The organism is Pseudomonas sp. 7-41 (assembly GCF_021233075.1).
GTDB classification, from domain to species: domain Bacteria; phylum Pseudomonadota; class Gammaproteobacteria; order Pseudomonadales; family Pseudomonadaceae; genus Aquipseudomonas; species Aquipseudomonas veronii.
Window position 1 is genome coordinate 6,506,248 of the sequence record NZ_CP089551.1, and the last position, 13,991, is coordinate 6,520,238.

Sequence of the window (13,991 nt, forward strand, 5' to 3'; positions counted from 1 at the left end):
GTTATTTCAGGTGGTCGGTGAGGTACTTGAAGTATTCCTGGCGAATCTCCGGGATCTCATTGGCCAGATGATGCCGGCCACGCTTGAGCATCAACACCTCCGGCTGATCGAACTTGCCCCGCAGCACCTGCAGGTTGTGCTGCCAATCCACCGTCATATCCTCTTCGCCCTGCACAATCAGCGGCCGCCGCGGGCTGCGCGGTGCGGCTTCGATTTGCCTGATCCAGCGCGCCAGTGCCCCGACCCAGGCGGTCGGCAATTGGCGCGGCTGCAAGGGGTCGGCTTCGAGGAACGGCTTGAAGGCCGGGTCATTGGTGTTTTCGCTGAACCGTCGGGCGATGCCTTTGACGAACGGCCGCAGCAGGTAATAGCTGACCTGCGACCAGCCCCACCCACGCGGACGCACCAAGGGTGAAAGCAGAAAAGTCTTACCCTGGGCCGGGCTGTCGGCGCCATGGTTGAGCAAGTGATCCACCACCACCGCGCCGCCGGTGCTTTGCCCGAACAGATGCCAGGGCCGTGGCAGGTGCAGCGCTTCGGCCTGGGCGAACAGCGCCTGCACCACGTCCTGGTACACCGCAAAATCATCGATACTGGCCCGCGCGCCGCTGGACAAGCCATGGCCCGGCAGGTCGCAGGCGATCACCACGAAACCCTGGTCCAGCGCCCAGTCGACGACGTGGCGGTACAGCCCCATATGGTCGTAGAACCCGTGGAACATGAACATCGTCGCCACCGGCACCGGCGGCCACCACACCTGGGCGACCACCGCGAACCCATCGACCTCGAACCGGCCAAGGCGGCTCACCGCCGGCACCTGGCGCGCGCGCAGGTCCAGCCCATAGAAGCGCTGATAGACCCGCGCCTCGGCGCTGAGCGGCTGCGCATCCACCAGGGGCCGCAAGCTGTCGCGCAGGTGATCGGGGTCAAAGGTGACGGGCATAAGAGGTTCCAGACTTGGGGCTTCACGCGCTGCGCAGAGGAATATCGAGCTGCGATATTCATCTGTCGGGGCAAGCATGGCAAGCTACGCGTCCTTCGAGGATTGATCTGAATGCGACAGCCCTACCGCACCACCCTGTTCGCCAGCCTGCTGCTGATCCTCTGCGCCGGCGTGTTATGGGCGGCGTATGACTGGTTCCAAGGCCGCTACCTGCGTGCCTTCAGCGAACACACGGCGGTGTTTTCCGGCGACGCGCTGCGCCTGCCCGACGACCTCGCCGGCCCCGGCCCGATCCGCCTTGTGCATTTCTGGGACCCGGCCTGCCCGTGCAACGTCGGCAACCAGCAGCACCTCGGCGAATTGATCGAGCACTACGCGCCCCAGGGCGTCGAGTTCTACGCCCTGCAGAAACCCGGCAGCCACGGCCAGTTGCCCGACAACCTGCGCCAGATGAAAATCCTCAGCAGCCTGCCCGGCGCCGATCAGATACCCGCGACCCCGGCCGTGGCGATCTGGGACCGCAGCGGCAAGCTCGCGTATTTCGGGCCCTACAGCGAAGGGCTGACGTGCAACGCCAGCAACAGTTTCATCGAGCCGATCCTCAAGGCCCTTGCAGCAGGCCGCGCAGTGAATGCCACTCACACCCTGGCGGTGGGCTGCTATTGTTCGTGGCCAACCGGTTCGTAGCCCGTCGCCCCACTCTTGGTAAGGAATGTTCATGAAGCGCCTCTTGCAGGTTCTCGCGGTGCTGCTGGCGCTGATCGCCGTCGGTGCCGGCTGGTACGTCTACAGCAAGCAACCCACCCGCCAGGGCGCCGTGACGCTGGCGAACCTGCAAGGCTCGGTCACGGTGCGCTACGACGAGCGTGGCGTGCCGCATATCCGCGCCGAGAACGAGACCGACCTGTACCGCGCCCTGGGCTACGTGCATGCCCAGGACCGGCTGTTCCAGATGGAAATCATGCGACGCCTGGCGCGCGGCGAATTGGCCGAAGTGCTCGGCTCCAAGCTGCTGGACACCGACAAACTGTTCCGCAGCCTGCGCATTCGCGAGCGCTCCGCCACTTATGTGGCGCAGTTGGACCACGAGTCGGCGCACTGGAAGGCCCTGCAAGCCTATCTGGACGGGATCAACCAGTATCAGGACAACCACGCCAGCCCGATGGAGTTCGATGTGCTGGGCATCCCCAAGCGGCCGTTTACCGCCGAGGACACCATCAGCGTCGCCGGGTATATGGCCTACAGCTTTGCTGCGGCGTTTCGTACCGAACCATTGCTGACCTATGTACGCGACCAGTTGGGCAGCGATTACCTGAACGTGTTCGACCTCGCCTGGCAACCCAAGGGCGCGCTCAACCTGGCCGCCAGCGACTGGCAAAACCTCGGCGCCATCGCGGCCCTGAGTGAACAGGCCCTGGCCGACAACGGCTTGCCGCAGTTCGAAGGCAGCAACGCCTGGGCGATCAGCGGCAGCCGCACCCAGAGCGGCAAGCCGTTGCTGGCGGGTGACCCGCATATCCGCTTCTCGGTGCCGTCGGTGTGGTACGAGGCGCAGCTGTCGGCGCCGGGCTTTGAGTTGTACGGCTATCACAACGCGCTGGTGCCGGTGGCGTTCCTGGGGCACAACCTGGATTTCGGCTGGAGCCTGACCATGTTCCAGAACGACGACCTCGACCTGATCGCCGAGCAGGTCAATCCGGACAACGCCAACCAGGTCTGGTACCACGGCCAATGGGTCGACATGACCCGCAGCGAGCAACAGATCGCGGTCAAGGGCCAGGCACCGGTCACCTTGACCCTGCGCCAATCGCCCCACGGCCCGATCATCAATGACGTGCTCGGCGAGAACGCCGGCAAGACGCCGATCGCGATGTGGTGGGCGTTCCTCGACACCCAGAACCCGATCCTCGAAGGGTTCTACCAGCTCAACCGCGCCGACACCCTGGCCAAGGCCCGTGCCGCGGCGGCCAAGGTGTCGGCGCCGGGGCTGAACATTGTGTGGGCGAATGCCCAGGGCGATATCGGCTGGTGGGCGGCGGCGCAGTTGCCGATCCGCCCGGCCGGCGTCAACCCCGGGTTTATCCTCGACGGCAGCACGGCCCAGGCCGACAAGCTGGGCTTCTACCCGTTCAGCGCCAACCCCCAGGAAGAAAACCCGGCGCGTGGCTATGTGGTGTCGGCCAATGCGCAGCCGGTGTCGCCCAGCGGCATGGAGATCCCCGGCTATTACAACCTGGCCGACCGTGGCCAGCAGTTGAACGCGCAGTTGAGCGACAAGCGCGTGAAGTGGGACGTGAACAACAGCCAGGCCCTGCAACTGGGCACCACCACCGCCTTCGGCCCGCGCTTGCTGGCACCGCTGTTGCCGGTGCTGCGCGAGGTGATCAAGGACCCGGCGCAGTTGCAACTGGTGGAGCAACTGGCGGCCTGGAAAGGCGATTATCCGCTGGACTCCACCAGCGCCACGCTGTTCAACCAGTTCCTGTTCAACCTGGCTGACGCGGCCTTCCACCCGAAACTCGGCGACGCCATGTTCAAGACCCTGCTCAGCACGCGGGTGATCGATGCGGCGTTGCCCCGCCTGGCCGCGAGCCCGGATTCGCCCTGGTGGAACGGCAAGCGTGCCGACACCGTCAAGCTCGCCTGGGACAACAGCCTCGCGCACCTCAAGGCGACCTTCGGCGATGACCCGGGCCAATGGCAGTGGGGCAAGGCCCATACGCTGACCCACGGCCACCCGCTGGGCTCGCAGAAACCGCTGGACCGGCTCGTCAACGTCGGCCCCTTCCCCGCCCCGGGCAGCCACGAAGTGCCGAACAACCAGTCAGCCAATATCGGCCCGGCACCATGGCCGGTGACCTACGGCCCGTCGACCCGGCGCCTGATCGACTTCGCCGACGTGCCCCACGCGCTGACCATCAACCCGGTGGGGCAAAGCGGTGTGCCGTTCGACAAGCACTATGGGGACCAGGCGGAAACGTATATCGAGGGCGGCTATGAGCAGGCGCATTTCAGCGACGAGGAAATCACGGCCAATACGCGCGGTACGCTGAAGCTGCTGCCAGCCCGCTGACCGCCTGGAACGCGGTCAAAATGTGGGAGGGGGCTTGTATCTGCGGTGTTGCCCCTACACCGGCGCGGCGAAGTTGAGCCGGAACTGTTGCGGCGTCACCCCCAGTCGGCGGTTGAACACGCTGCGCATGTGCTGGGCATCGCGAAACCCGCATTGATAGGCCACGGTCTTGAGCGGTGCGCGGCTGCTTTCGAGCATCACCCGCGCCGCATCCACCCGCGCCCGCTCGACGAACTCCGCCGGGGTGATCCGCGCTTCACGGGCGAACACCCGGGAGAAGTTGCGCGCACTCATATTGGCCGCGTTGGCCAGGTCCGCGATGGTCAGGTCGCCGGTCAGGTTCGCCAGCACATACACCTGCACCAGCGCCACCGCCGAGGTGGTTTCGGCGTGGGGCGTGAGGAACGGGCTGAACTGCGACTGCCCGCCCGCACGCTGGGTGAACACCACCAAGCGCTTGGCCACGCTCAACGCCACTTCCGGCCCGTGGTCCTGGGCCAGCAGGTACAGCGACAGGTCGATCCCCGCCGTGACCCCGGCCGAGGTGTAGAGGTTGCCGTCCTGCATATAGAGACGGTCGGCCTCGACCCGGGCGCTGGGGCACAACCGCGCCAGGTCGGCGGCATCGCCCCAATGGGTGGTGACGGTTTTCCCGTCGAGCAGGCCGGCGCGGGCCAGTATGAAAGCGCCGTTGCAAATCGAACCGAAGCGCTGCGCCCGCGCCGCGGCCCCGCGCAGCCAATCATCGAAGTGCGCGCCGAAATCCTCGAAAGGCAACTGCGGCCCGCCGGCGACCAGAAGCAGGTCATAGGCTTGCAACGCTTCGCGGTAATGCCGATGGGCCTGCAACGACAGGCCGTTGGAACAGGCCATATTGCCGTGGTCCAGGCCGATCACGTCCAACTGGTACTGATCGTCGGGCGACAGGAAACGGTTCGCTTCGCAGAACACATCCAGCGGGCCGGTCACGTCCAGTGACTGGACGCCGGGGAAAATCAGAATGCCGACGGTCTTGCTCATGAACAGGCACACCTTTACCTAACCGGATAAACACAGAACCCTTGTGGGAGGGGGCAAACGCCCTTCCACCTTTGGATTTTCGCAGGCTTCAAGGGCGATATCGCCAGCTACACCCTAGCCGACTTTCACTTGGCACGATGTAGCAGCACATTGGCCGACATCGCACCCTCGCTGCGATAGCCCCTTCCCCGGCGCGCGACCAGACTGGCTGCCTCGGCGCCACCCCGGCGCTTTCTTGCGGAGAACGACCATGAGCACCAGCATCGCCGGCATCAAGATCCCGGACAGCGCCCTGGCCAGGGCCACCACCGACTACATCCGCGATATCGAATCCGACCTGCTCTACCACCACTCGCGCCGGGTGTTTCTGTTCGGTGCGTTGAGCGGTGAGCGCAAGCAACTGACCTATAACCCGGAGCTGCTCTACGTCGGCGCGATGTTCCATGACCTCGGCCTGGTCGAAGGCCATCGCAGCGACGACCAGCGTTTCGAAGTCGACGGTGCCAACGCGGCGGCGGACTTCCTCAAGCCGCATGGGCTGAGCGATGACGACATCGAACAGGTGTGGCTGTCCATCGCACTGCACACCACGCCGGGCGTGCCACAGCATCTGCGGCCGACCGTGGCGCTGGTCACCGCCGGCGTCGAGATGGACGTGCTGGGCATGGACTACGCCGCATTTACCCCCGTGCAGCGCGAAGCCGTGGTGCATGCACATCCACGCGGTGAAGGGTTCAAGGAATGCATCATCTGCGCGTTCGCCGACGGCTTGCGCCATCGCCCGCAGACCACGTTCGGCAACGTGAAGACCGATGTGCTGGTGGATCAGGAGCCGGGGTTCAAGCCGATGAACTTTGTCGAGGTGATTCGCCAGTCGCCGTGGACGGCCTGATCAACCTGGAACGCGGTCAAAATGTGGGAGGGGGCTTGCCCCCGATGGCGGTGGATCAGTCACAGCTTCAGTGACTGACACTCTGCTATCGGGGGCAAGCCCCCTTCCCACATTTGCACCGTGTCGGCCATTAGACCGGCGCAGGCGCCCGACGCTTGTCCGGCTGCTGCCAGCCATCGGCGGCCGCTTCTTCGATCGACAGGTCCAGCTCGCGCAAGCGCGCCGACACCACCACCGCCACATACGCCGCGCAGAACGTGGTGTGGGTGATCCAGATGTGGACGGCCTGATCAACCTGGAATGCGGTCAAAATGTGGGAGGGGGCTTGCCCCCGATGGCGGTGGATCAGTCACAGCTTCAGTGACTGACACTCTGCTATCGGGGGCAAGCCCCCTCCCACATTTGCACCGTGTCGGCCGTTAGACCGGCGCAGGCGCCCGACGCTTGTCCGGCTGCTGCCAGCCATCGGCTGGCCGCTTCTTCGATCGACAGGTCCAGCTCGCGCAAGCGCGCCGACACCACCACCGCCACATACGCCGCGCAGAACGTGGTGTGGGTGATCCAGATGTGGACGGCCTGATCAACCTGGAACGCGGTCAAAATGTAGGAGGGGGCTTGCCCCCGATGGCGGTGGATCAGTCACAGCTTCAGTGACTGACACTCTGCTATCGGGGGCAAGCCCCCTCCCACATTTGCACCGTGTCGGCCATTAGACCGGCGCAGGCGCCCGACGCTTGTCCGGCTGCTGCCAGCCATCGGCGGCCGCTTCTTCGATCGACAGGTCCAGCTCGCGCAAGCGCGCCGACACCACCACCGCCACATACGCCGCGCAGAACGTGGTGTGGGTGATCCAAATGTGGACGGCCTGATCAACCTGGAACGCGGTCAAAATGTGGGAGGGGGCTTGCCCCCGATGGCGGTGGATCAGTCACAGCTTCAGTGACTGACACTCTGCTATCGGGGGCAAGCCCCCTCCCACATTTGCACCGTGTCGGCCGTTAGACCGGCGCAGGCGCCCGACGCTTGTCCGGCTGCTGCCAGCCATCGGCGGCCGCTTCTTCGATCGCTTGTTGGATCGCCTTCTTGCGCATCTCTTCGGCACGTCGGCTGAAGAACCACACCAGGAAAGTCACCAACGACACCGCCAGCAGAATCAGGCTGGCCACCGCGTTGATCTCCGGTTTGACCCCCAGGCGCACCGCCGAGAAGACTTCCATCGGCAAGGTGGTCGAACCCGGGCCCGACACGAAGCTGGCGAGTACCAGGTCATCGAGGGACAGCGCGAAGGACATCATCCCACCCGCCGCCAACGACGGCGCGATCATCGGGATGGTGATCAGGAAGAACACCTTCCACGGCCGCGCGCCCAGGTCCATCGCCGCTTCTTCGATCGACAGGTCCAGCTCACGCAAGCGCGCCGACACCACCACCGCCACATACGCCGCGCAGAACGTGGTGTGGGCGATCCAGATGGTGACGATGCCACGTTCCTGGGGCCAGCCGATCATCTGCGCCATCGCCACGAACAGCAGCAACAGCGACAGACCGGTGATCACCTCGGGCATGACCAACGGCGCGGTCACCAGGCCGCCGAACAGCGTGCGGCCCTTGAACTGGCTGATGCGCGTCAGCACGAACGCCGCCAATGTACCCAGCGCCACGGCCGCGACGGCCGTGTAGCAGGCGATTTCCAGGGAACGCGCCACCGAGCCCATCAACTGGGTGTTGTCCAGCAGGCCCACGTACCACTTGATCGACCAACCGCCCCACACCGTCACCAGCTTGGATTCGTTGAACGAGTAGATCACCAGGATCAGCATCGGCAGGTAGATGAACAACAACCCCGCCACCAGCATGAAGCTTGAGAAACTGACGCGCTTCATATCTTGCCCTCCATCTCTTTGGCTTGGCTGCGGTTGAACAGGATGATCGGCACGATCAGGATCGCCAGCATCACCACCGCCAGGGCAGAAGCCACCGGCCAGTCACGGTTGTTGAAGAATTCTTGCCACAACACTTTACCGATCATCAGGGTTTCCGGGCCGCCGAGCAGTTCCGGGATCACGAACTCGCCCACCACCGGGATGAAGACCAGCATGCAACCGGCGATGATGCCGTTCTTGGACAGCGGCACGGTGATCTTCCAGAAGCTGTTGAAGGTGCTCGAACCCAGGTCCGAGGCAGCTTCCAGCAGGCTCTGGTCATGTTTCACCAGGTTGGCGTACAGCGGCAGGATCATGAACGGCAGGTACGAATAGACCACGCCGATATACACCGCGATGTTGGTGTTGAGGATCTGCAGCGGCTCGTTGATCAGCCCGATGGACATCAGGAAGCTGTTGAGCAAGCCGTTGTTGCTGAGGATGCCCATCCACGCGTACACGCGGATCAGGATCGCGGTCCAGGTCGGCATCATGATCAGCAGCACGAGGACGGTCTGCATCTCTTTGCGCGCACTGGCAATCGCATAGGCCATCGGGTAGCCGATCACCAGGCACAGCAGGGTGCTGAAGAACGCCATCTTCAGCGAGCCCAGGTACGCGGCGATGTACAACTCATCGTCGCCGAGCATCGCGTAGTTGGCCAGGTTCAGCACCAGTTGCAGCTTCTGCTCAACGAAGGTGTAGATCTCGGTGTAAGGCGGGATCGCCACGTCGGCTTCGGCAAAGCTGATCTTCAGGACGATGAAGAACGGCAGCATGAAGAACAGGAACAGCCAGAGGAAAGGGATCCCGATGACCACATGCCGGCCACCGGGGGTTATTCGTTGCAGCTGGCGCTTGAATTTTTTCATGTTCATGAGCGAAGTACCACGCCGCTGTCGTCTTCCCACCACACGTACACCTGATCACCCCAGGTTGGGCGCTGGCCACGGCGTTCGGCGTTGGCGACGAAGGATTGCACGAGCTTGCCGCTCGGCAACTCGACGTAGAACACCGAGTGGCCGCCGAGGTAGGCGATGTCGTGGACCTTGCCGCTGGACCAGTTGTGCTCGCAGGTCGGCATTTGAGTGGTGACCAGCAGTTTTTCCGGGCGGATGGCGTAGGTCACCGACTTGTCTTCCACCGAAGTGGCGATGCCGTAGCCAACGTAGATGTCGCGGTCCAGGTCCGGGCACTTGAGCACTGCGTGGCCTTCAGCGTCGTCGACCACCTGGGTGTCGAAGATGTTGACGTTGCCGATGAACTCGCACACTAGGCGGCTGGTCGGCGTCTCGTAGATGTCGACCGGGCTGCCGATCTGCGCGATCCAGCCCAGGTGCATGATCGCGATGCGCTCGGCCATGGTCATGGCCTCTTCCTGGTCGTGGGTCACCATCACGCAGGTCACGCCGACGCGCTCGATGATTTCCACCAGTTCCAGCTGCATCTGCGAACGCAGTTTCTTGTCCAGCGCCCCCATCGGCTCATCGAGCAGCAGCAGTTTCGGGCGCTTGGCCAGGGAACGGGCCAGGGCCACACGCTGGCGCTGGCCACCGGACAACTGGTGCGGCTTGCGCTTGGCGTACTGGCTCATCTGCACCAGCTTGAGCATCTCGGCCACGCGGGCGTCGACTTCGGCCTTGGGGATCTTGTCCTGTTGCAGGCCAAACGCGATGTTCTGCGCCACGGTCATGTGCGGGAACAGCGCGTAGGACTGGAACATCATGTTGATCGGCCGCTCGTAGGGCGGCATGTCGGTGATGTCCACACCGTCGAGGTAGATGCGACCCTCGGTTGGGCGCTCGAAACCTGCGAGCATGCGCAACAAGGTGGATTTGCCCGAACCCGAACCGCCGAGCAAGGCGAAGATCTCGCCTTTCTTGATTTCCAGGGACACATCGTCCACGGCAATCGTCTCGTCGAACTTCTTCGTGACCCGGTCGATTTTGACCAGCACCTTTTTCGGTGTCTGGTCGCCCTCGAGGGCTTTCTTATAGGCGCCGGAGGCAACTGCCATTTACGAAACTCCCAAAAAAAAGAGTGCAGTTCGCCCGACGCGGGCGAACCCAGGATAGTTTGAGCCTTACTTGCCCGTCTTGACCTTGGTCCAGCTACGGGTCATTAAACGCTGCACTTTCGGGGGTAGCTCGAAGTTGACAAATGTCCGGTCGAGAACCGCCTGCGGTGGGTAAACCGCTTCGTCGGTGCGTATCGATTGCTCCATCAGTGCGTCCGCCCCTGGGTTAGGGTTGGCATAACCGACGTAATCACTGACCTGAGCGATAACCTCAGGTTGCAGTAAATAGTTGATGAAGGCGTGGGCTTCTTTAACGTTGGTCGCGTCCTTGGGGATCGCCAGCACGTCAAACCACAGGTTGCCGCCTTCTTTCGGAATCGCGTAGGCGATGTTCACGCCCTTGCCCGCCTCGGCTGCGCGGGCCTTGGCCTGGAACACATCGCCGGAGAACCCGGCCGCCACGCAGATGTTGCCGTTGGCCAGGTCGGAGATGTATTTGGAAGAATGGAAGTAGGTCACATAAGGCCGCACTTTCAGCAGTTTCGCTTCGGCCTTCTTGTAGTCTTCGGGGTTCTCGCTGTTGGGGTTCAGGCCCATGTAGTTGAGCACCGCCGGCAGCATTTCATCTGCCGAGTCCATGAAGGACACGCCGCACGTCGCGAGCTTTTTCATGTTTTCCGGCTCGAACAGCACGGCCCAGGAGTCGATCTTGTCGACGCCCAGCACTTCTTTGACTTTATCGACGTTGTAACCGATGCCGTTGGTGCCCCACAGGTACGGCACGGCGTATTGGTTGCCCGGGTCGTTCTTTTCCAGGCGCTTGAGCAGCGCCGGGTCGAGGTTGGCGTAGTGAGTCAGCAACGACTTGTCGAGCTTCTGGAACGCCCCGGCCTTGATCTGTTTGCCGAGGAAGTGATTGGACGGCACCACCACGTCGTAACCGGTACGTCCGGCCAGCAACTTGCCTTCCAGGGTTTCGTTGGAATCAAACACGTCATACACAGGCTTGATACCGGAGGCCTTTTCAAAGTTGGCCAGGGTGTCGGGGCCGATGTAGTCCGACCAGTTATAAACATGCACAGTCGATGCGGCCTGCACGCTGACAGCCAGCGTGATACCTGCACCTACCAGCAAGGCTTGGCGAAATAAAGAAAATGGCAAGTGGAGGTCCTCTTAAATAGTTGGGCCCAAAGTTGTTGCCCGGCAACAAAACCGGCGCGCAACTTACCCTCGATAAACCGATCCGGCAAAACTTTCTGTCATTTAATTACTGTACGGCTGCCGCTCTTTGTAGGAGCGAGCTTGCTCGCGAAGAACTCACAGGCAACGCGGGCGACCAGAGGCGCTGCGTTATCGTTGAGGATTTTCGCGAGCAAGCTCGCTCCTACAGGTTTCCTCGCTTATTTGCCCGATTTGATTTTGGTCCAGCTACGGGTCATTTCACGCTGAGTCGCCGCCGGCAAGTCGGCAATGGCATACAGCTTGGCTTGCACGTCCGCTGGCGGGTAGATGCCTGGGTCGCTGGTGATGTCTTTGTCGACCAATGCGGTGGCTTTCTCGTTACCGTTCGGGAAACGCACGCTGTTGGTGATCGCAGCCATGACTTTCGGCTCGAGCAGGTAGTTCATGAACTTGTAGGCCGCTTCGACGTTTTCGGCATCTTTAGGGATGGCGACCATGTCATAGAAACTGCCGGCGCCTTCCTTCGGAATGTCATACGCCACTTTGACCTTGCCACCGGCTTCAGCCGCGCGGGATTTGGCCTGCTGGATGTCACCCGAGTAACCCACGGCTACGCAGATGTTGCCGTTGGCCAGGTCGGAGATGTACTTGGACGAGTGGAAGTAGCCGATCGAAGGACGGATCTTCAGGAACAGGTCTTCAGCTTGCTTGAGGTCGGCTTTCTTCTGGCTGTCGGTCGGCAGGCCCAGGTAATGCAGCGCGATCGGCAGCATTTCGGTTGGCGAATCGAGGAAGCTCACACCGCAGCTCTTGAGCTTGGCGATGTTTTCCGGCTTGAGCAGGATGTCCCACGAATCGATCTTGTCGACGCCCAGCGCGGCCTTGACCTTCTCCGGGTTGTAACCGATGCCGATCGAACCCCACATGTACGGGAAAGCGTGCTTGTTGTCCGGGTCGCTGACCGACACGGCCTTGAGCAGCGACGTGTTCAGGTTTTCGTAGTTGGACAGCTTGGACTTGTCCAGCTCCTGGTAGACGCCGGCCTTGATCTGCTTGGCGAGGAAGTTGTTCGACGGTACGACGATGTCGTAACCGGACTTGCCTGCCAGCAACTTGGCTTCAAGGGTCTCGTTGCTGTCGAATACGTCGTACACCACTTTGATGCCCGACTCTTTTTCAAAGTTGGCGATGGTGTCCGGAGCAATGTAGTCGGACCAGTTATAGACGTGCAGCACTTTATCGTCTGCCTGGGCCGCGCCCGCCATTGCGCCCATCAGGGACAACGCGAGGAGGGTCTTGCCAGCGTTCTTCAAACCTAATGCCTTCATTTGGTGATGCTCCAATTTTCTTTTTTGGGCCGCAGCATGCTTCATCGATACACAGCTGTTCGGCAGCCCGTCGAAGGGCAGCAAAACAGGACAACAGTCTGGCAACTTAGGGGGCCGGCTTTCAACTAACCCCCCACTTTTATAACTGCCCGAACGCAGCACCCGAGAGTCACTGCGTTCTGAGCCTAGCACTTAGCCCTGCAATGCCGCCAAAGTCAGGTCCAGGCAATGACGAGCCTTGGTCACCAGCTCGTCGATTTCGGTCTTGCTGATCACCAGCGGCGGCGAAATGATCATGGTGTCACCCACGGCGCGCATGATCAGGCCATTCTCGAAGCAGAAGGTTCGGCAGATCATGCCAACACCGCGGCCTTCGTAACGCTTGCGCGTCGCTTTGTCCTGAACCAGTTCAATCGCACCGAGCATGCCGACACCACGCACTTCACCCACCAACGGATGATCAGCCAGCTCCCTCAGACGTTTCTGCAAATACGGTGCCGTTTCATCATGCACACGCTTAATAATTTGTTCATCGCGCATGATGCGGATGTTTTCCAGAGCGACCGCCGCGGCCACCGGGTGACCGGAGTAGGTGAAGCCGTGGTTGAAATCGCCGCCTTCATTCAGCACCGCCACCACCTCGTCGCGCACGATCAGGCCACCCATCGGGATGTAGCCCGAGGTCAGGCCCTTGGCGATGGTCATCATGTCCGGCTTGAGGTCGTAGAAATCGCTGCCGAACCACTCGCCGGTACGGCCGAAACCGCAGATCACCTCGTCGGCGACGAACAGGATGTCGTACTTGGCGAGGATTTCCTTGATGCGCGGCCAGTAGCTGTCCGGCGGCACGATCACGCCACCGGCGCCCTGGATCGGCTCGGCAATGAAGGCGCCGACGTTGTCCACGCCCAGTTCCAGAATCTTCGCCTCCAGCTGGTTGGCGGCCCACACACCGAACTCTTCGGGGCTCATGTCGCCGCCTTCGCCAAACCAGTACGGCTGGGCGATGTGGACGATGCCCGGGATCGGCAGATCGCCCTGCTCATGCATATAAGTCATGCCGCCGAGGCTGGCGCCGGCCACGGTGGAGCCGTGGTAGCCATTCTTGCGGCTGATGATGATTTTCTTGTTCGGCTGGCCCTTGATCGCCCAATAGTGGCGGACCATGCGCAACATGGTGTCGTTGCCTTCGGAGCCGGAACCGGTGAAGAACACGTGGTTCATGCCGGCCGGTGCAACGTCGGAGATCGCCTTGGCCAGTTCCAGTACCGGCGGGTGGGCGGTCTGGAAGAACAGGTTGTAGTACGGCAGTTCTTTCATCTGCTTGGCGGCGGCGTCAGCCAGTTCATCGCGACCGTAACCGATCGCCACGCACCACAGGCCGGCCATGCCGTCGAGGATCTTGTTGCCTTCGCTGTCCCACAAGTAAACGCCGTGGGCTTTAGTAATGATCCGTGGGCCTTTCTCTTTCAACTGCTTGAAGTCGCTGAACGGCGCCAGGTGGTGATCACTGCTCAAGGCTTGCCATTCACGGGTTTGCGGGTTGTTGCTGGACATACCAATCTCCTAGACTTTTCAGTGGAGGGCGCGCCGTTCAACGGGCGCGCCCGGCGC

At 62.1% G+C, this 13,991-nt stretch carries 11 protein-coding genes and 3 pseudogenes; 3 read left to right on the forward strand and 11 right to left on the reverse strand.

All coding sequences use genetic code 11. From position 1 onward, the window contains the following. Nucleotide 1 precedes the first annotated feature (1 nt). Complete coding sequence (locus LQ249_RS29735; protein ID WP_046381721.1) at nt 2-943, reverse strand: alpha/beta hydrolase; 942 nt, start codon at nt 941-943, stop codon at nt 2-4. Nucleotides 944-1,054: 111 nt separating this feature from the next. Here LQ249_RS29735 and LQ249_RS29740 point away from each other — a divergent pair, with 111 nt between their 5' ends. After that, complete coding sequence (locus LQ249_RS29740; RefSeq protein WP_046381720.1) at nt 1,055-1,630, forward strand: DUF6436 domain-containing protein; 576 nt, start codon at nt 1,055-1,057, stop codon at nt 1,628-1,630. A gap of 31 nt (nt 1,631-1,661) precedes the next feature. Next, nucleotides 1,662-4,016 carry a penicillin acylase family protein gene (locus tag LQ249_RS29745; protein WP_232566083.1) on the forward strand — a complete coding sequence of 785 codons (2,355 nt, stop codon included), beginning with the start codon at nt 1,662-1,664 and terminating at the stop codon, nt 4,014-4,016. 54 nt (nt 4,017-4,070) lie between these two features. Here LQ249_RS29745 and LQ249_RS29750 read toward each other — a convergent pair whose 3' ends face one another. Further along, on the reverse strand, nt 4,071-5,036 hold the full coding sequence (locus LQ249_RS29750; RefSeq protein ID WP_057003979.1) for a GlxA family transcriptional regulator: 966 nt from the start codon (nt 5,034-5,036) through the stop codon (nt 4,071-4,073). 250 nt (nt 5,037-5,286) lie between these two features. On the opposite strand from LQ249_RS29750, the gene LQ249_RS29755 reads away from it, so the two are divergent. Beyond that, on the forward strand, nt 5,287-5,928 hold the full coding sequence (locus LQ249_RS29755) for an HD domain-containing protein (RefSeq protein ID WP_169881785.1): 642 nt from the start codon (nt 5,287-5,289) through the stop codon (nt 5,926-5,928). Nucleotides 5,929-6,082: 154 nt separating this feature from the next. On the opposite strand, the pseudogene LQ249_RS29760 reads toward LQ249_RS29755, so the two are convergent. The 9 genes and pseudogenes from LQ249_RS29760 to LQ249_RS29800 all read right to left on the reverse strand — a co-directional run. Next, nucleotides 6,083-6,211, reverse strand: a pseudogene (locus tag LQ249_RS29760) (putrescine ABC transporter permease PotI); the annotation flags it as partial. 188 nt (nt 6,212-6,399) lie between these two features. Beyond that, nucleotides 6,400-6,501, reverse strand: a pseudogene (locus LQ249_RS29765) (putrescine ABC transporter permease PotI); the annotation flags it as partial. Nucleotides 6,502-6,661: 160 nt separating this feature from the next. Then, a pseudogene (locus LQ249_RS29770) lies at nt 6,662-6,790 on the reverse strand (putrescine ABC transporter permease PotI); the annotation flags it as partial. 136 nt (nt 6,791-6,926) lie between these two features. Next, nucleotides 6,927-7,811, reverse strand: a complete 885-nt coding sequence (locus LQ249_RS29775; protein WP_015886412.1) for an ABC transporter permease subunit — start codon at nt 7,809-7,811, stop codon at nt 6,927-6,929. Continuing rightward, nucleotides 7,808-8,728 carry an ABC transporter permease subunit gene (locus LQ249_RS29780; RefSeq protein ID WP_046381716.1) on the reverse strand — a complete coding sequence of 307 codons (921 nt, stop codon included), beginning with the start codon at nt 8,726-8,728 and terminating at the stop codon, nt 7,808-7,810. The genes LQ249_RS29775 and LQ249_RS29780 overlap by 4 nt, the downstream gene beginning before the upstream one ends. Beyond that, nucleotides 8,725-9,867 carry an ABC transporter ATP-binding protein gene (locus LQ249_RS29785; RefSeq protein ID WP_017845078.1) on the reverse strand — a complete coding sequence of 381 codons (1,143 nt, stop codon included), beginning with the start codon at nt 9,865-9,867 and terminating at the stop codon, nt 8,725-8,727. Before LQ249_RS29785 ends, LQ249_RS29780 begins: the two co-directional genes overlap by 4 nt. A gap of 66 nt (nt 9,868-9,933) precedes the next feature. Next, nucleotides 9,934-11,028, reverse strand: a complete 1,095-nt coding sequence (locus LQ249_RS29790) for a polyamine ABC transporter substrate-binding protein (protein ID WP_017845079.1) — start codon at nt 11,026-11,028, stop codon at nt 9,934-9,936. 239 nt (nt 11,029-11,267) lie between these two features. After that, a complete protein-coding gene (locus tag LQ249_RS29795) occupies nt 11,268-12,362 on the reverse strand; it encodes a polyamine ABC transporter substrate-binding protein (protein WP_046385153.1) in 1,095 nt (364 codons plus the stop codon). Nucleotides 12,363-12,569: 207 nt separating this feature from the next. Continuing rightward, entirely contained in the window at nt 12,570-13,934 is a 1,365-nt protein-coding gene (locus tag LQ249_RS29800) for an aspartate aminotransferase family protein (protein WP_017845081.1), read from the reverse strand. Between the last annotated feature and the right edge of the window lie 57 nt (nt 13,935-13,991).